General features: G+C 67.2%; 15 protein-coding genes. 8 read left to right on the top strand and 7 right to left on the bottom strand.

Annotated elements, in window-relative coordinates:
• Positions 1-134: 134 nt before the first annotated feature.
• Together L5G33_RS18135 and guaA are read left to right on the top strand one after the other, a co-directional pair.
• Positions 135-683, top strand: a complete 549-nt coding sequence (locus L5G33_RS18135) for a hypothetical protein (RefSeq protein ID WP_236999569.1) — start codon at positions 135-137, stop codon at positions 681-683.
• 390 nt (positions 684-1,073) lie between these two features.
• Positions 1,074-2,654 (top strand): glutamine-hydrolyzing GMP synthase, encoded by a 1,581-nt coding sequence (guaA, locus tag L5G33_RS18130; protein ID WP_236999568.1) that lies wholly within the window; start codon positions 1,074-1,076, stop codon positions 2,652-2,654.
• Between the two features lie 135 nt (positions 2,655-2,789).
• Here the strand turns inward: guaA and L5G33_RS18125 are convergent, their stop codons facing one another.
• From L5G33_RS18125 to L5G33_RS18110, 4 genes are all read right to left on the bottom strand, one after another.
• On the bottom strand, positions 2,790-4,628 hold the full coding sequence (locus L5G33_RS18125; protein WP_236999567.1) for a GmrSD restriction endonuclease domain-containing protein: 1,839 nt from the start codon (positions 4,626-4,628) through the stop codon (positions 2,790-2,792).
• A gap of 134 nt (positions 4,629-4,762) precedes the next feature.
• Positions 4,763-5,155, bottom strand: a complete 393-nt coding sequence (locus tag L5G33_RS18120; protein WP_236999566.1) for a hypothetical protein — start codon at positions 5,153-5,155, stop codon at positions 4,763-4,765.
• A 65-nt stretch (positions 5,156-5,220) separates the two neighbouring features.
• The gene (locus L5G33_RS18115) at positions 5,221-5,427 is read right to left on the bottom strand and encodes a hypothetical protein (RefSeq protein ID WP_236999565.1); all 207 of its coding nucleotides are present in this window, start codon (positions 5,425-5,427) and stop codon (positions 5,221-5,223) included.
• Positions 5,424-6,680, bottom strand: a complete 1,257-nt coding sequence (locus L5G33_RS18110) for a PspC domain-containing protein (protein ID WP_236999564.1) — start codon at positions 6,678-6,680, stop codon at positions 5,424-5,426. Before L5G33_RS18110 ends, L5G33_RS18115 begins: the two co-directional genes overlap by 4 nt.
• 100 nt (positions 6,681-6,780) lie before the next feature.
• Here L5G33_RS18110 and L5G33_RS18105 point away from each other — a divergent pair, with 100 nt between their 5' ends.
• Positions 6,781-8,037 carry an ATP-binding protein gene (locus L5G33_RS18105; protein WP_236999563.1) on the top strand — a complete coding sequence of 419 codons (1,257 nt, stop codon included), beginning with the start codon at positions 6,781-6,783 and terminating at the stop codon, positions 8,035-8,037.
• Positions 8,034-8,693 carry a LuxR C-terminal-related transcriptional regulator gene (locus L5G33_RS18100; RefSeq protein ID WP_308191597.1) on the top strand — a complete coding sequence of 220 codons (660 nt, stop codon included), beginning with the start codon at positions 8,034-8,036 and terminating at the stop codon, positions 8,691-8,693. Before L5G33_RS18105 ends, L5G33_RS18100 begins: the two co-directional genes overlap by 4 nt.
• Before the next feature lie 49 nt (positions 8,694-8,742).
• On the opposite strand, the gene L5G33_RS18095 is transcribed toward L5G33_RS18100, so the two are convergent.
• Complete coding sequence (locus L5G33_RS18095; RefSeq protein WP_236999562.1) at positions 8,743-10,017, bottom strand: serine/threonine-protein kinase; 1,275 nt, start codon at positions 10,015-10,017, stop codon at positions 8,743-8,745.
• Positions 10,018-10,087: 70 nt separating this feature from the next.
• On the opposite strand from L5G33_RS18095, the gene L5G33_RS18090 reads away from it, so the two are divergent.
• Positions 10,088-10,996 carry a radical SAM family protein gene (locus L5G33_RS18090; RefSeq protein ID WP_236999561.1) on the top strand — a complete coding sequence of 303 codons (909 nt, stop codon included), beginning with the start codon at positions 10,088-10,090 and terminating at the stop codon, positions 10,994-10,996.
• Here L5G33_RS18090 and L5G33_RS18085 read toward each other — a convergent pair.
• A complete protein-coding gene (locus L5G33_RS18085; RefSeq protein WP_236999560.1) occupies positions 10,983-11,471 on the bottom strand; it encodes a hypothetical protein in 489 nt (162 codons plus the stop codon). The genes L5G33_RS18090 and L5G33_RS18085 overlap by 14 nt on opposite strands.
• Before the next feature lie 131 nt (positions 11,472-11,602).
• Here L5G33_RS18085 and imuA' point away from each other — a divergent pair, with 131 nt between their 5' ends.
• Together imuA' and L5G33_RS18075 are read left to right on the top strand one after the other, a co-directional pair.
• Complete coding sequence (gene imuA', locus L5G33_RS18080; RefSeq protein ID WP_236999559.1) at positions 11,603-12,364, top strand: DnaE2-dependent mutagenesis accessory factor ImuA'; 762 nt, start codon at positions 11,603-11,605, stop codon at positions 12,362-12,364.
• Between the two features lie 38 nt (positions 12,365-12,402).
• Complete coding sequence (locus tag L5G33_RS18075) at positions 12,403-13,962, top strand: DNA polymerase Y family protein (protein WP_236999558.1); 1,560 nt, start codon at positions 12,403-12,405, stop codon at positions 13,960-13,962.
• Between the two features lie 24 nt (positions 13,963-13,986).
• Here L5G33_RS18075 and L5G33_RS18070 read toward each other — a convergent pair whose 3' ends face one another.
• Positions 13,987-15,909: an SDR family oxidoreductase gene (locus tag L5G33_RS18070; RefSeq protein ID WP_236999557.1), complete on the bottom strand. Its 1,923-nt coding sequence runs from the start codon at positions 15,907-15,909 to the stop codon at positions 13,987-13,989.
• A gap of 99 nt (positions 15,910-16,008) precedes the next feature.
• On the opposite strand from L5G33_RS18070, the gene def reads away from it, so the two are divergent.
• A complete protein-coding gene (gene def, locus L5G33_RS18065; protein WP_236999556.1) occupies positions 16,009-16,638 on the top strand; it encodes a peptide deformylase in 630 nt (209 codons plus the stop codon).
• Positions 16,639-16,657: the final 19 nt, after the last annotated feature.

Below are 16,657 nucleotides of genomic sequence, written 5' to 3'. Positions count from 1 at the left end.
TCGGTGAGCAGGTCGATGGAGAATGGGTTGTCGCGTATCGGGTCGACAGGGATGGGCTGCATCGGCAGAAGACTTCGCAGCGAAGGCGCTACGACAACGCGCGCAGAGGTGGGAGCCAGGGCACGCTCGCAGATTTGCCGCCGCTGTCTTCCGATGAGCTATTCGTCGCCACAGTCGACCTCGACGCTGGAGAAGCGGCCATTGACGCCGGTCCAGTGTCCGAATACCGATCGGCCGCGGAGAAGTGGGTTGAGCGCATTCCCGTCGAGGCGAGCCTGGCCGCCGTGTTCGGTTACGACTCAGACCGGTCGGTTCTCGCTGTGCGCGGCGAAGCCGACCTCCAAGGACGTCTGCATGCATACCTCACATCGATCGGACACACAGTGGTGCGCCATCGCATCAGGACTACCGATGACGTCGAACTGTTTACCGACCTGTATGACGAGACGAGGGACGTTCTCATAGAGGTGAAGAACGACGTCCAGCGTCAGACGCTCCGCATGGCGCTCGGTCAGATCCTCGACTACCAGCGGTACGTCAACGCCGCGTCGTCGGCGGTGCTGGTGCCGGTTCAGCCGGCGGGCGAGATGATCGCGCTACTCGGGCAGTACGGGGTCGACGTTGTCTGGCCCCACGGGGCTGGATTCGTCTCTGACTCGCACGTTCCGTGGTTGGCACGCTGAGTCGCCGTCTCGACAGCTATCACTCGCAATAGAGGATCCCGTCCCTCGGGGCTCGACGCTCGCAAGGCGCACGATCGAACTTCGCTCCGCCAGGAGCGCGGAGCGTCTAGGAGCGACCGTGTGACGTGATCAGTGGACAGCAGTGTTCGGTCGTAGTGGCTACCCTGACGTGATCGAACCGATACCGCAGCCAGGTGCGCGCTGGATCCTGTCAGTGTGGACGGACCTCTGCGGCGGCGTCTTCAACAAGTGCTTGACGAAGGCGTCGGCCTTTGGCGCCCGTCACGGCTCTTCCGAGCGGAGCCCTGTGTCCCCACCGGGTGACGTGCGCCGTCACATCCCTCGCCACCAGCGTCGATCGTACATTGCTGGACCGATACACTGGCCCCCGTGACGAACCCATCCGCAGACCACTCGCGTCCTGTCCTCGTCGTCGACTTCGGAGCCCAGTACGCCCAGCTCATCGCTCGGCGTGTGCGTGAGGCTCGCATCTACTCGGAGGTCGTCGCTCACGATGCGACGCTCGAGGAGATCACCGCGAAGAATCCGGCGGCACTGATCCTGTCGGGCGGGCCGGCGTCGGTGTACGCCGACGGTGCGCCGACCATCGACGAGAAGCTGTTCGACCTCGGCATCCCCGTGTTCGGTATCTGCTACGGCTTCCAGAAGATGACCGCAGCGCTCGGCGGCGTCGTCGCCAACACCGGTGGACGCGAGTTCGGCCGCACCACGTTGACCGTGTCGGGCAACGGCAAACTGCATCGCGGACTTCCCGAGACGCAGCCGGTCTGGATGAGCCACAACGACGCCGTGCAGAGCCCGCCCGAAGGGTTCGACGTGACCGCGTCGACGCCGGGCGCCCCGGTCGCCGCCTTCGAATGCGTCGAGCGGCAGATGGCCGGCGTCCAGTACCACCCCGAAGTGATGCACAGTCCGCACGGCCAGGAAGTGCTCACCCGCTTCCTCTACGAGGTCGCCGGCCTCGAGCCGACGTGGACCGCGGCCAACATCGCCGACGCACTCATCGCCGATGTGCGCGAACAGGTCGGTGACGACCTCGCGCTCTGTGCACTGTCCGGCGGTGTCGACTCGGCAGTCGCGGGCGCCCTCGTGCAGCGCGCGATCGGTGACCGACTCACCTGCGTGTTCGTCGACCACGGTCTGCTGCGTGCAGGCGAGCGCGAGCAGGTGCAGAACGACTTCGTCGCCGCCACCGGCGCGCGCCTGGTGACCGTCGACGCCGAAGAGACCTTCCTCGGACACCTCGCGGGCGTGTCCGACCCGGAAGAGAAGCGCAAGATCATCGGTCGCGAGTTCATCCGGTCGTTCGAAGACGTCGTGTCCGAAGCACTCGGCGACCGCGCAGCCGAAGGCAAGACCATCGACTACCTCGTCCAGGGCACCCTGTACCCGGACGTCGTCGAATCCGGCGGCGGCAGCGGCACCGCCAACATCAAGAGCCACCACAACGTCGGCGGGCTCCCCGAAGACCTCGAGTTCAAGCTCGTCGAACCTCTCCGCCTCCTGTTCAAGGACGAGGTGCGTGCCGTCGGACGCGAACTCGGACTGCCCGAAGAGATGGTCGCCCGCCAGCCGTTCCCCGGCCCCGGCCTCGCGATCCGCATCGTCGGTGAAGTGACCAAGGATCGGCTCGACCTGCTCCGCCAGGCCGACCTGATCGCACGTGAAGAACTCACCTCGGCCGGGCTCGACGGCCAGATCTGGCAGTGCCCGGTGGTCCTGTTGGCTGATGTTCGCAGCGTCGGTGTGCAGGGCGACGGCCGTACCTACGGCCACCCGATCGTGCTGCGCCCGGTGTCGAGCGAAGACGCCATGACCGCCGACTGGACCCGCGTCCCGTACGAGGTGCTGGAGATCATCTCGACCCGCATCACCAACGAGGTGCCCGACGTGAACCGCGTCGTGCTCGACGTGACGAGCAAGCCGCCGGGGACCATCGAATGGGAGTGAGACTTCCATAGAGTCCTACCGTCAGGCCCTCGCACCTTTGGGTGCGAGGGCCTGATGAGTCTCTCGTCCTTCTCCGGAGGCAGTAACGCTGAAACGGAGTACCGATCGTTGGCCGCGTTGAGCGCAAGAAGGAGGCTACTCAGCCTCGTCTGGCAGTTCCTCGATCTCGGCAATTTCGAACTGCGCCGAGTCCTCGGTCGCATCGTGCCCGATGTCCCGTGGGACGCTCTTACCCATTGCCCCCGCGACTAGATCGCACAGGCGACCGCGCCGTTCGGCGAAATAGAAATCGAAGTCGTCGGCTCGTAACAACTCGGCCGGCACCAAGTGAGCCTCGACCAGGCTGTCGAGCCTGGCACTGTCGATCTGGGCTTTGCGCTCGATTTGAGTAAGGTACGCGGACGGCGCGGCACCGCCGATAGTGCGGTTGGTGACCGCAGAAATCGCGGTCTTATTTACGATGCTCTCACGTCGCTCGTCGTCGATGCTGTGCGCCATACACCACTTCTTGGGGAAGATGTGGTGAATGTCCACAGCCAGATTGGTGTACTGAACTTTGTCGAGCGCCTTGTCTTCCATCCAGTCTCGTGCCTCATTACCCAGCAGCAACGCGTAGATTCCCTTGTAGGCGGCGGCGTTTCGCGTGCGCAGGGAGTGCAGACGAGACTCGACGAATGTCGCGTCGTTGACTGTATTGGGTGTCACGGCATCGGCGTCACCACGACCCCAAGCTGGTACTTGTTCAACGTCGCGGACGAAGCGGGTCTCTATAGCGCCGCCGTAGAGCTCGCCGAGAATCCCACACCAGAGCCAGCGCACCAGCTTTTCCCTCGGCCCGAGGAGGTCTGCGTCACGACCCATCGCAACCCTTATCGCCGCGAGCGGCACCAGTTGCTTCGGGTAAGGCAGGAACTTGGTGTCGAAAATGTGGCGGTCGGCGAGGAAGTCCGATGCCCAGATGAATGCTTCGCGAAGAGGGCCGACCCACTCGAGGTAGTCGGCGAGAGTCAGCTTCAGTACATCTTCTCGCTTGGCTGAAATGGCCGGTGGACGGTTGCCGACATATTCGTGGTTCCGCTTGCGTGTGGTGAGCAGCGTGACGGCCTGGAGGAAGTCCGTGTTCTCCAGCCCCGCCAGCACGGGGTACGCGGCGAACGCCGCCTGAGTTTCCTTCCAGTCGTCGTTGAGGCGGAAGTCTGTGCCGTTGGCCTCGTAGTATTCGGCGTCGCCGGCAAACGTCGCGGTCAGCAGTTCGAACACGTTGAGTGGGAGCCCGCCGACATTGACTTTCTCGAAGACCGTCGCAACTGCGCCCTTGCTCGTGTTCTTGTCGAGCTCGATAGCCGGGATATTGTACGTGCCAGCCGGTTTGAGGACGACATCGTTGAAGTCCTTCATCAGCTCGCGGTCGTCGAGATCGATTAGCCACGTCATTGCGTCATCGAAGATCAGGTTCACCGGGAACATTCCTTCTGCGCGCTGTCTATCTGCGGTGGAGACGTCGCGAACGACGTCCCTGCCAAAGTTGGTGCGTTCGATTCCGTCGGCAGGCAGCGACAGCACTGCATCGTCAATTCGGTCCTCGCCCTGGACCGCGACGCGCATGTCGATGAAGTAGCGACGATCCATCCGCTTTCCACGGCTATCCATCGTGTGCACGATGCCGTCGCCGGTCAACGATTGCGTCAACGATGTCAACCGTTGCTGGCCGTCGAGGAGCAGGGACTCCGCGGTCGCGCCGACCGGTACGTCAACACCTTCGATCGGTCGTGGCTTGAAGCGGATCTGGTCGTTTCCGGTGTTCAGCAGCATAACTACTCCCAGCGGGTGCCCGCGTAGGACTGTGACGAGCAGTTGACGAATCCGCTCGTCCTCCCACTTATAGCCGCGCTGAAAATCCGGGAGCTGGATCTTGCCGGACCCCGCCTTTTTCAAGTACTCGCTCAGCTCGTAGAGCGGCGTTTGAAACCCCATCCGGGACAACTCCTTACGTTGCACTCGACTCGCCTGTCGGCGGCCACGATTACGTGTATTACCACAGAGACACGAGGTACGAGCGGATGATTCGTATAGGCCGTTGCACGCACAGCTCGACCGGCAGGCGGCGGCTACGTTCCGCGCTCGCTGATGATGCGGTCGTAATCCCGCTTCCCGGTGATCTTCATCAGCGGGATGTCGTCGATCTGATCGAACGTGAGGACCGCGTCCGGTCGGGAGAGACGCTCGACGTCGTCCTTCGACGGCTCGGGGACGATGATGGCCGCGTCGCAGAAGTCCCAACCGTCGATCGAGTCGTGGTGCCAACGCCGTTTGCTCTCGTCGAGTTGATGATCGAGCGAGATGAACCAGTTGGCGATCAGACGACGCTGCCCGGGAAGCAACGTCCAGACCTTCTGACGGTCGATCCGAGCGTGCGCCTTGGTGCGCATCACGCCGATCCATTCGAGTTCGTCATCTGTGTTGAAGAACTGCCAGAACCGCCATTTATCCACGTCCACCATGCGTCGGAGCGTAGCCGCGACCGGTGACAATTCCGGGGGAGCGACTCCGCCCGACCGGCGGACGCCTACCGCCGCCGAATACCGCTCATCACGAGGCCGAGCCCCACCACGAGGCCTACGACGAGGATCGTCCACGGTATCGCGCTGGTCTCGGCGATGTCAGGGCCGCCGGCCAGGCCCCACCCCGCGACGAGGAGAGCGAGGACGCCGAGAACCGCGAGGAAGGGGTTGCGGCGGCCTTCGGGAGCTTCGGTGGTCTGCTGCTCGGTCATCGGACTGTCTCCACATTTCCCAGCGCAGTGTGCGCGTCGATCGTCAAAGTCGGGGTCTTCGCGTCGGGGTTCACGACCCCGTCGATGCAGTTCACTTCGCCGACGCCGGCCGAACAATTCGTGCGGACCCGGAGGTCGTTCGGCAGGAGGATCTTGATCTCGCCGACACCCTGACGGACGTCGATCGTCCGGTTCCGGTCCAGGTCGCCGACGTCGCGCAGGTCGAGCGTCGACGAGCCGACCGTCAGTTGGTATTCGTCACGCAGATCGTTGGCCGTCGGCGGATGCCACGTCCGATCGCCCACGCCGCCGTTCGGGAACGCGTCGCCGACGCCCGACAAGCCGGTGCCGATGATCGCGACCACCGCGGCGACCGCTGCGAGTGGCACCAACCCCGAACCGCCGCGACGTCGTTGGAACGACGCAGCGATCAGACCGACACCGAATACCGCGAGGACGAGCGACGCGATCCGGCCGGGCGAGAACCAGTCGACGCCCGCCGCGTTCAAAGCCGCACCGGCAGCACACGTGATCACCGCGAGGCCGAGGAAGATCGGGGTCACCGGCGACCGCGGCACACGCGGGGCAGGCGGCTCGGCGGGAACCGTAGGCTCCGGGAGGTCCCACGCGAACTTGGCTACCCCCAACGGATCCCAGCTCGGCGGCTCGTCCGAGGAACGTTCCAGCGGAACCGTGGGGACCCCATCGGCAGGCGCCTCGGTCTTCGTCATCGAGACGCCGTCGAACGCCGGGACCGTCACCTGCCCGGCGGCGACCTGCGCGTCCACCAGCTGATCGGCCGACGTTCCCGCGGGAGCCTGCGGAGTCCGCTGATACAGCAGCCACCAGCCGGCGGCCATCAACAGCCCGCCCAGCAGGCCGCTCGACCCCCAGAAGTTCTGTGTTCCAACGATCGACACCGCGATGACCGCGAGGATCGCCAACGGAATCCAGCGTGCGTATCCGTTCGCCGTGCGACGTCGCATCCACGGGCCACCGCAGCCCTTCGCCTGGCTGCCAGACGCCTGGTGCGGGTTCCGCTCATCATCGGCGGGGAACGCGATCGCGGCCGCGATGTAGACGATGACGCCGCTGCCGCCGAACAGCGCGGCGACGACGAAGGCGACCTTCACCAGTGTGGGATCCACGCGGTACCGGTCGCCGATACCGACGCACACACCGGCGATGGTGTTGCCGGAACGACGGCGCACCGGCCTGGTGTTCCACATGCTCTGGATAGTCGAAGCGTTCATGCTGATCATCTTTGCGCGCCGACTGTGTGGAGCGAATCGGGCTAAACCCTGAGATCGTCCCTGATGTGCGAACCCGCCCGAACGTGCCACTATCGAATCAATGAAGTCAGAGATTCGCACGGGAGCCGAACCGCGGCTGCAGCGACGCAGCGGCGGCAAGGTGGTAGCCGGGGTGTGCGGCGGTGTCGCCGACCACCTCGGCGTCGACGTGTTCCGTGTCCGCGTCGTCTTCGTCGTCCTCGCCGCCCTCGCAGGCGCGGGCGTCCTCGCCTACGCACTCCTGTGGTTCTTCTGCCCGTCGGGCGACGACACGACCCACGTCGAACCACGCGAACGACGACAGGCATACGGCCTCATCGTGATCGGCGTGATCGCCCTCGCCGCCAACGGAATGGTCGCCACCAGCGCACCCGCCCAATCGATGCTCGCCATCCTGTTCGTCCTCGGCGGCGCGGCGCTCGTCTGGCGCGAAGCCGACGTCACCGGGATCTCGTCGTCCCACTCCCGACTCATCACGTGGACGCGGCTCGTGTTCGGCGCGCTGTTCGTGGTCGGCGGCCTCGTGCTCATGGTCGTCTCGCCCGACACCCCGCTCGCCGGGATGAACCCGATCCTGGTGGCCGTCCTCGTCACCGTCGTCGGCAGCGTCCTGCTCACCGTCCCCGTCTGGATGAAGATGCTGCGCGCCCTCAACGAAGAACGCGCTGCCCGCATCCGCACCGACGAACGCGAAGAGATCGCCTCCCACCTGCACGACTCGGTACTCCAGACCCTCGCCCTGATCCAGAAACAGGCCGACCGACCCGACACCGTCGCGAAACTGGCCCGTCGACAGGAACGCGAACTGCGGCAATGGCTGTTCGGCGACAACGCCCGCCCCAACGAATCGCTCGCCGCCGCGATCAGCGTCGTCGCCGCCGAAGTAGAAGACACGTACGGTCCCGAAATCGAGACCGTGACCGTCGGCGACGTGACCGTCGACGAGCTCCGCGACCCGGCACGCGCACGCGACTGGGGCGCCCTCGTCGCCGCCGCCCGTGAAGCACTCGTCAACGCCGCCAAACACTCCGGCGCCGACACCATCGACGTGTACTGCGAAGTGGCCGACGGCGAAGTGGAAGTGTTCGTGCGCGACCGCGGCGTCGGCTTCGACCTGGACGCCGTCGACCCCGACCGGCAGGGCATCAGCCGGTCGATCCGCGCCCGCATGGAACGCGCAGGCGGGACGGCGCGCGTGACCTCGACGCCGGGACGCGGCACCAACGTCGCCCTCACACTGCCGCGTACGGCCGAGCACACTGCCGCCGATCCGGCCGTCGACAAACCTCGCCCCGAGAACGATCAGGAGATCGCATGAGCCTGTACCGACTGTTCCTCGTCGACGACCACGGAGTGTTCCGCTCCGGGGTGCGCGCCGAACTCGCCGGCGAGGACGGACTCGAGGTAGTCGGCGACGCCGGAACCGTTCCCGAGGCCATCGCACAGATCACCGCGACCCGACCCGACGTGGTGCTGCTCGACGTGCACATGCCCGGCGGGGGAGGCGTCGCCGTCCTGCGCGGCGTGACCGACGCCCTCGGCTCCGAGGCCCCCGTGTTCCTGGCGTTGTCGGTGTCGGACGCGGCCACCGACGTCATCGCCACCATCCGTGCCGGTGCACGCGGTTACGTCACCAAGACCATCGGCGGCGCGGAACTCGCCGACGCGGTACGACGGGTGGCCGAGGGCGACGCTGTGTTCAGTCCGCGGCTCGCGGGGTTCGTTCTCGACTCGTTCACCGGGCGGTCCGCAGTACCCGAACCGCACCTGGATCCCGAACTCGACTCGCTCACCAAACGCGAACTCGAAGTACTGCGACTCCTGGCTCGCGGCTACACCTACCGCGAGATCGCCGAAGAACTCTTCATCTCCGTGAAGACCGTCGAAACCCACGCGTCCAACGTGCTCCGCAAGACCCAGCAGTCGAACCGGAACGCGCTGACCCGGTGGGCGGTCAACCGGCAGTTGGGCTGAGCATCTACATCGTGGGCACTTACACCGTGAGCTCGTAGACCGTGGGCGCTTATACCGTGAGCACGATGATGACGGCGATGATGACCGTCAACAACACCAGCAGCGCGAAGATCGCGGCGGCGAGACCGACGTTGCTGCTCTGCTGCGGAGGCTGCTGGTAGTAGGGCGGGTAGCTCCCTGGACCGGACGGGTAGCCACCGGTCGCCGGGTAGCTCGACTGCACCGGGTACGGGTTCGACGGGTTGGACGGGTACGGCACCGGTTCCGGGGTGGCGCGCGGAGCGTAACCGCTGGCCGTCGGGGCGACGCGTGTCGGCGGGTGCGCGTTCGGACCGGACGTCTGATTCGGCGGAGTCTGGTTCTGGAACGGGCGGGCACCGGGCGTCGACGGCGGGATGATCGTCTCGCGGGCAGGAGCCGATCGTTGCGGTTTGGTCGTGATGAGCCCGGTCAGCACCCGCTCCGTGTTGCCGAGTGTTCCCGCCGCGTACTGGACCAGGAGATCACGAGCCTCCGACATCGTCGGACGAGCGACCGGTGACGGTTCGAGCAACTGCAGCAGTACCGGCTCGAGAGCACCCGCACGCGTCGGCGAATCGATCTGGGCGCTAGCTGCGCGGTGCAGGGTCGCGATGTAGTTCTCGTTGTCGCCGTACGGGGGACGACCCTCGACCATCGTGTACAGCGTGGCGCCCAGCGAGTACACGTCCGACGCCTCGCCCGGTTCGTCGCCACGGGCCACCTCGGGTGCGAAGTAGGCGGGCGTGCCGGTGACGATGCCGGTCTGGGTGAGCGACACGTCGTCCTTGGCGCGTGAGATCCCGAAGTCGGTGATCTTGACCAGTCCCACGTTGCGGCCGGTGTTCGCGATCAGGATGTTCGCAGGTTTGATGTCTCGGTGGATGATGCCCGACGCGTGCGCTTCGGCGATTGCGTCGGCGACCTGCGCGGCGATCTGCGCGGCTTCGATCGTCGGGATGGTCTCGTTGTCGCGGAGCACGTCGGCCACACTGTGCGACGGCAGATACTCCATGACCAGCCACGGATCCTCGCCGTCGAGGGCGACGTCGTGCATGCCGATCGCGTTGCGGTGCGACAGGCGCGCGGCGAGCCGGCCCTCGCGCATCGCGCGCTGACGGTTGGTGAGCGACTCCTCGTCGGACATGCCCGCCGTCGACAGCACCTGCTTCACGGCGACGTCGCGGTCGAGCAGGGTGTCGCGGGCGAGCCAGACGGCCCCCATGCCTCCCTGGCCGATCTGGCGGACCAGGCGATAGCGGCCTGCGACGAGATACGAGGGTGCAGGCGCGGCCGATCCGGTCATAGCGAGAGTCTAGGCCATGGGTGTGACACGTCCTTGACGCCGCTATCGCACATATGTTCGGATGGTTGGCATGAGTGGGTTGCCGGGGCTGGTCGCGGACGACCTCGTGCGGACCCTGCGGATCCCCGAGGCGCCACGCCTCACCGTGCACGAAGTGTTGGCGCCGACCATGCTCCGGTCGGTGACCGGCGATCGCAGGCACACGTACGAGTACGCGGTGGACCCGATGGTGCGCGATGGCGACGACGTGCGGGTGATGCTGAACGCCGCCGCCGTGCTACGCAGGGAGGTCCGACGACGATCGTGGCATCGGTCGACGGTCGCGATCGGGGCGTCCGGGTCCGATCCGTACGGGTCGTTCGAAGATCGATACCGATTGATGCCGGGCGTCATCTCGACGCTCGCCGAGTCGCAGACGCCGTTCGCGCTGCACACCGGGTCGGACCTCGTCGTGCGCGATCTGTCGCTGCTGCGCGTGGTGCGGCACGCGGTCCCGGTGACGGTGGTGGTCGCGGTGCCGTGCCTGGACGTCGACCTGTGTCGACGGGCCGACCCGCAGGGATCGTCGCCGACGGCCAGGATCGAGACCGTCCGACGACTCGCCGAGGCCGGGCTGGCACCGCATGTGCAGATCGCTCCGCTGCTCCCGCTGCTGACCGACTCGACGTCGCAGTTGGACGAGTTGCTCGGCTGGCTCGCGGATGCGGGTGCCGACCGGGTGTCGGTGTCGGTGCTGCAACTGTCCGACGACGGCTACCTCGAATGGATCGCCGACGAGCATCCGGCTCTGCTGCGGCGCTACCGGTCGCTGTACGGGCGTGGATCGTTCGTGCCCGCCGACTATGCGGTCAGGCTCCGGGAACGGATGGGGCCGCTCGTGCAGGCGCACGGATTGACACGGCAGCTCGACGACCGGCCTGCCGTCGCCGTCGCACGGCCGCCCGAGCCGTCCGACGATTCGGCGCTCACTCTGTTCTGAGTCGCGACGAGTAGGCGCAGAGTGCTGCCGTCAACAGCATGACCAGCGTGAGCGGGATGAGGATCGCTTTGCTGGGGGCGGCGAACTCGGCGAGGTCGGGCGCCCCGAGCTGTTCGGGGAGGTCGCCGAAGTACCAGCCGGGCCAGATCATCACCGCCACTGGAACGACGGCGCCGAGAGCGCTGACGACGGCGGCGATCGCGTTCGCCAGACGCGACAGTGGGCGGGCCGACGGCGCGGGCATCAGTGAGATCAACGCCGCGAGGATCGCCACGACGGACGCTGCCACGACCAGCCAACCGCGACCGTCGGGGCCGACTCCGAGGTCGGCGACCTCGGAGTCGCTCATGCCCAACCCGTTCCACGACAGATCGAGGCCGAGGCTCTTCAGGGTCGTCCAAGGCAATGCGGTGAGGGCGATGGCGGTCACGGCGGCCACGATCGTCGCGAACGGGAACAGGCGGGACGGCTGCATGGGTGCCGACTGTAGTGGATGCGGTCGGTGGTAGACGGCGACCGGTGTCGGTGAACTGCGGCGTTGACGATTGTCAGAGGCGAGCCCTAGACTATCGAACAAGAGTTCGAACACCGAGGATTGGGGAGACGATGACTCGGTCAGAGGTTGTCAATGCAGGTCAGCGCGATGTGCCGGGGGAGGTCGAAGAGCTTCGTCGCCGGCTGGCGGGCATGTCGGGAGACACGGTGTCGGAGACATCGGTGCTGCCCGTTCCGGACGCGATGACGCCGTTGTTCCCGCGTGGCGGTCTCTCGCGCGGGACGGTCGTCGCCTCCGCCGGGGCCACCACGGTGCCGATGGCGATCATCGCCGAGACGACCCGAGTGGGAGCGACGGTCGCGCTCGTTGGGTTACCGCGGCTGAACCTGGCGGCGGCCATGGACATGGGAGCCGACCTGAGCCGGGTCGCGGTGGTCACCGAGCCTGGCGTCGACCCGCTCGAAGTGGCCGGGGTGCTGCTCGACGGGATCGACCTGGTGGTGCTCGGTCCGGAACTGGGGCACGGGCGGATGCGCGGCCCGGTCGCGCCGTCGCGGGCGCGTGTGTTGGCGGGGCGGGCCCGCAAACAGTCGTCGACGCTGCTGGTCCTGGGGGACTGGCCGGGCGCCGCGGTCCGCATCTCCAGTGAGGTGACCGACTATCAACACGTTCCCGCCCGACGCAGCGGGTACGGGCGCATCGGCGGATTCGGGGTGGACGTGCAGGTGTCCGCGTCGGGCGCACGGCCGTCGACCGGGCGGTTCGACCTCGTGACCCCGGGCATGGGTGACGAACAGGGAGTTCTGCAGCTGGTGGCGGTCGACGTCGACGTGCGCGCACCAGCACGTCCGAAGCTGGCGGTAGCGAATTGAACGGGGTCGAATCGAACAGGGGCGAGCGGTTCCGGGTCATGGCCGTCTGGTGCCCCGACTGGCCTGCGGTCGCGGCAGCGTCTGCGGTCGGGCTCACCGCCGTCGACCCGATCGCTGTCCTGCACGCGGGCAAGGTGCAGGCGTGTTCGCGGGCGGCGCGAGCGGCCGGTATCCGACGCGGCATGCGGAAACGGCAAGCGCAGTCGCTGTGCCCGGATGTGGTGGTGGCCGACGCCGACCCAGCGCGCGACGGGCGGTTGTTCGATCCGGTGGTGACCGCGGTGACGCAGGTGGTTCCGCTGACCGAGGTGCTGCGTCCGGGGCTGCTCGTGGTGACTGCCGACCGTGCCGCCCGCTACTTCGGCGGTGAGGACGCGCTCGCCGAACAGATCGTCGACGCGGTCGCGGCGACCGGCGTCACCGCGTCGGTCGGGACCGCCGACGAACTGTTCACCGCGGTCCTCGCCGCACGGTCGGGGCAGACCGTGCCGGCCGGGACGGACGCCGCCTACCTGGCGACGCGGCCGATCTCGGACCTGACCGTCGAAGCGGCGCTGTCGGTGCCCGAACGTGCCGACTTGGTGGACTTGTTGTGGCGGTTGGGGATTCGGACTCTCGGGGCGTTCGCCGAACTGTCCGCCGCTGACGTGGCGTCCCGTTTCACCGCGGACGCCATCGGAGCGCACCGGTTGGCCGCCGGACTTCCCGGGCGGCGTCCCAGTCTCGCGCCGATCCCGGTCTCGCTGGAAGTGGAGCACACCTGCGATCCGCCGATCGACCGGATCGACGCGGCCGCATTCCTCGGACGACGCCTCGCCGACGATCTGCACCGTCGTCTGACGGCGGCGTCACTGGCGTGCACCAGATTGACGGTGCACGCGATCACCGAACGTGGACAACGGCATTCGAGGACGTGGCGATGCGCCGAACCGCTCACCCCGGAGGCGACGGCCGCTCGGGTGCGATGGCAGTTGGAAGGCTGGTTGACCGGAACCGCGGGAGGTGCGGGTGCACCGGACTCGCCGATCGCGCGTCTGCTGCTCGAACCCGTCGAAGTCGTCGATCCGGGGACCCTCCAGTACACGTTCGTCGGGGCCGGTCTGCCCGCTGCCGTCGGCGACGGGCTCGGCGATCGCGCCCGACGCGCACTGGTCCGGGTGCAGGGGCTGCTCGGCGGGGAGTCCGTGCGCGTCCCGATCCGCAGCGGCGGGCGCGGCCCTGCCGAACAGGTTGCGCTGGTAGCGCTCGGTGACGAACTCGTCGCCCCGCGCGACCCAGACGCGGCGTGGCCCGACCGGCTGGCCCGGCCGTCGCCCGCACTGCTCTCGCACACCGACGCCGAAGTCCTCGACGCGCAGGGGCGACTCGTCGCCGTGACTCCGCGCGGCGCGTTCACCGCCGAGCCCACCGACGTCCGGATCGGGCGCAGTCTCCACCGTCTGCGGTGGTGGGCCGGGCCGTGGCCGTTCGGCTCCGCTGCCTCCCCCTCTTCTGCGCCCGCTGTCTCCGCGAGAGCCCAAGTGCTGCTGGAAGATTCCCGCGCCTTGCTGCTCTGTTACCGGGAGCAATCGTGGACGGTGGAAGGAGTCTACGAGTAGGTATGCCCAACCAGCGACGGGTGCTTAGCTTTTGCGCCCCAACGCGGCCTCGGATTCGCCGACCATCAGGAACTCCTGGTGCATGATCCGGTTGGTCAGGCGAGGGAAGAGGTGGTGGCCGGCATCGACGAGGTCACCGAGGAATGTGTTGACGCGTTTCGGCCGATTGGCGATCGCGTAGAGGACGCGGGCGGCGGCCTTGTCGACACTCCACACACCGTGCTGAGCCTGGTAGGCATCGGTCGGCGCGATCATCCGGGTCCGCGTCAACGGGAGTCGAACGGTGCTGAACGTGACATGGTCGGACAACGTTTCGGCCGCCGTCGCCGCACTGAACGCTTCGAGGGCGGCCTTCGACGCGCCGTAGGCGCCGAACCGCGGACCGCGGCTCTGTACCGCGATCGACGACACGTTCACCACGTGCCCGGTCTGACGCGCCGTCATATGGGGCAGCAGCGCGAGCGTCATGTAGACGGCGCCGAAATAGTTAACGGCCATCGTGCGCTGGTAGTCGTGCGAACGGTCCACCGAGTTCAACGTCGACCGGCGGATCGAGCGGCCCGCGTTATTAACGAGCACGTCGACGTGGTCATGTTCGGCGATGATCGACTTCACCACGGTCTGCACCGACGACTCATCGGTGATATCGGCCTGGTAGGCGTACGCCCGACCCAGCGGGAGACCGGCAGCCGGAGTCTCGGCTTCCAGTTCGGCGACGGCTTCGGCGAGCCGATCGGAGTCGCGGGCCACGAGAAAGACGTTCGCGCCACGCGTGATGCACATGCGGGCCGTCGCCCGGCCGATGCCTGCCGATGCGCCGGTGATCAGCACGTTCTTGCCGACCAGCGGCCCGCGGGCGTCGGCGCGACGATGCCGCGCCAGATCGAGATGGTCGTACCAGTAGCGCCACAGGCGCGGCCCGTACTCGCAGAGGTCGGGCAGTTCGACGCCGAGGCCGCCGAGTGTTGCGGCCGACTCGTCGCTGCGGAAGTCGACGGGCAGGGAGACGAGGTCGGCCATCGCGGGCGGGATGCCGAGCTGGGTGACGACGATGTCGCGGGCGGCGCGCAACGGTCCGCGCGATCCGGCGGCGAGCACCGGGCGGATCAGCGCGTTGGGAACGGCGTCGAATCCGCGCGGCGCGTCGAAGGCGGGCGCCAACGCGTTCACCATGTCGGTGATCGTGGTGGGGGTCGGATCGGCCAGATGGAACACCAGGCCCGACTCGGCGGGGCGGTGGTCGACGAGCGCGACGATGGAGTCGGCGACATAGTCGACCGGCACCAACTCGATCCGACCCAGATCGGGCATCGGCATCTTCAGGAACGACGGCAGCATGCCGAGCGTCGCGAGCTGCCCGAAGAAGTAGTAGGGGCCGTCGATCTTGTCCATCTCGCCGGTCCGCGAATCGCCGACGACCGCCGTCGGACGGTAGACGCGCCACCGCAGGTCGGGAGTCTCGCGGACGATCTGCTCGGCCTCGAACTTGGTCCGGTGATACGGGGTGGGAAAGCCCTGTCCCTTGTCGAAGTCTGCTTCGGTGAAGACGCCGTCGTAGTCGCCGGACACCGCGATCGACGACACGTGGTGGAGCATGGCGCCGAGATCGACGGACAGTGCCGCGACCCGGCGGGTGCCCTCGGTGTTCGCCTCCTCCTGCGACGCGGCGTCGGCCGCCATGTCGTAGATCGCCGCCAGGTGGACGACGTGGTCGACGTCGCCGAGCCCGCTGATGTCACGGAGGCCGAGTCCGTCCTCGGTGAGATCGCCCGTCACCGTGATCACGCGGTCGCCGCCGTCGATCGATTCGAGCAGCGTCGCGAAGGACGGCACAGAACTCGACCGCACCACCGCGGTGATGCGAGCGTCGGGGTCTGCGGCGAGTAGTCGCTGCAAGACGCGCCGGCCGATGAAGCCGCTTGCGCCTGTCACGAGGTATCCGGTCACTGGAACAGGTTCTCATACATGTGTCTCATGTGGACGAACGAAGGAGTCGGGCGAGGCGGACGCTTGACGCGCCACCGCCCGCGGTGAACCGTGAAGTGCATGCCTGTCGCTGAACTGCTCCGTCTCGGAACCGCCCGCACGATCGTCCGCTGGGGCACCCCGGTCCTGCACCGTCCCGCACGCCCGGTCACCGACTACGGCGACGACCTTCAGGAACTCCTGGCGGACATGTTCGCGACCAACCGGGCGGCGGAGGGCGCGGGCCTGGCCGCTGCGCAGATCGGCGTCGACCTCGCCGTCTTCATCTACGACTGCAGCGACGAGACCGGCCGCAGGCGTACCGGCGTGGTCTGCAACCCCGAGTGCGACCTGCCGGAGGTCGGGGAGCGCCGCCTTGTGTCATACGACGAGGGATGCCTGTCGCTGCCTGGCGCGTTCGTCGAGTTGGCGCGACCGGACGTCGCGACCTGCCGCGGGTACGACCAGTACGGCGAGCCCGTGACCCTGACCGGCGGCGGCACCTTCGGGCGTTGCCTGCAGCACGAGACAGACCACATCAACGGCACCGTCTTCGGAGACCGACTGTCGGCGCGCAGCCGCAAACAGCTCTACCGGCGGTTTGACGCAGTGGCCGCGGAGTATCCCGCAGCCTGGCCCGTGACCTCAGATTCCCCGCTCAGCGTCGAGATGCCTTCGGTGGCCGATGCCGGCTCTGGGCGGGGAATCTGAGGTCAGCACAGTACTAGCC

This window comes from Gordonia liuliyuniae, assembly GCF_021738805.1.
GTDB lineage: Bacteria > Actinomycetota > Actinomycetes > Mycobacteriales > Mycobacteriaceae > Gordonia > Gordonia liuliyuniae.
This window is presented reverse-complemented; position numbering and strand designations above follow the sequence as displayed.

Bases quoted from the DNA above. Each gene is read 5' to 3' on its own strand.
- L5G33_RS18125 (WP_236999567.1), bottom strand. From the start codon at position 4,628: ATGGGGTTTCAAACGCCGCTCTACGAGCTGAGCGAGTACTTGAAAAAG.
- L5G33_RS18120 (WP_236999566.1), bottom strand. From the start codon at position 5,155: ATGGTGGACGTGGATAAATGGCGGTTCTGGCAGTTCTTCAACACAGAT.
- L5G33_RS18115 (WP_236999565.1), bottom strand. From the start codon at position 5,427: ATGACCGAGCAGCAGACCACCGAAGCTCCCGAAGGCCGCCGCAACCCC.
- L5G33_RS18110 (WP_236999564.1), bottom strand. From the start codon at position 6,680: ATGAACGCTTCGACTATCCAGAGCATGTGGAACACCAGGCCGGTGCGC.
- L5G33_RS18105 (WP_236999563.1), top strand. From the start codon at position 6,781: ATGAAGTCAGAGATTCGCACGGGAGCCGAACCGCGGCTGCAGCGACGC.
- L5G33_RS18100 (WP_308191597.1), top strand. From the start codon at position 8,034: ATGAGCCTGTACCGACTGTTCCTCGTCGACGACCACGGAGTGTTCCGC.
- L5G33_RS18095 (WP_236999562.1), bottom strand. From the start codon at position 10,017: ATGACCGGATCGGCCGCGCCTGCACCCTCGTATCTCGTCGCAGGCCGC.
- L5G33_RS18090 (WP_236999561.1), top strand. From the start codon at position 10,088: ATGAGTGGGTTGCCGGGGCTGGTCGCGGACGACCTCGTGCGGACCCTG.
- L5G33_RS18085 (WP_236999560.1), bottom strand. From the start codon at position 11,471: ATGCAGCCGTCCCGCCTGTTCCCGTTCGCGACGATCGTGGCCGCCGTG.
- imuA' (WP_236999559.1), top strand. From the start codon at position 11,603: ATGACTCGGTCAGAGGTTGTCAATGCAGGTCAGCGCGATGTGCCGGGG.
- L5G33_RS18075 (WP_236999558.1), top strand. From the start codon at position 12,403: ATGGCCGTCTGGTGCCCCGACTGGCCTGCGGTCGCGGCAGCGTCTGCG.
- def (WP_236999556.1), top strand. From the start codon at position 16,009: ATGCCTGTCGCTGAACTGCTCCGTCTCGGAACCGCCCGCACGATCGTC.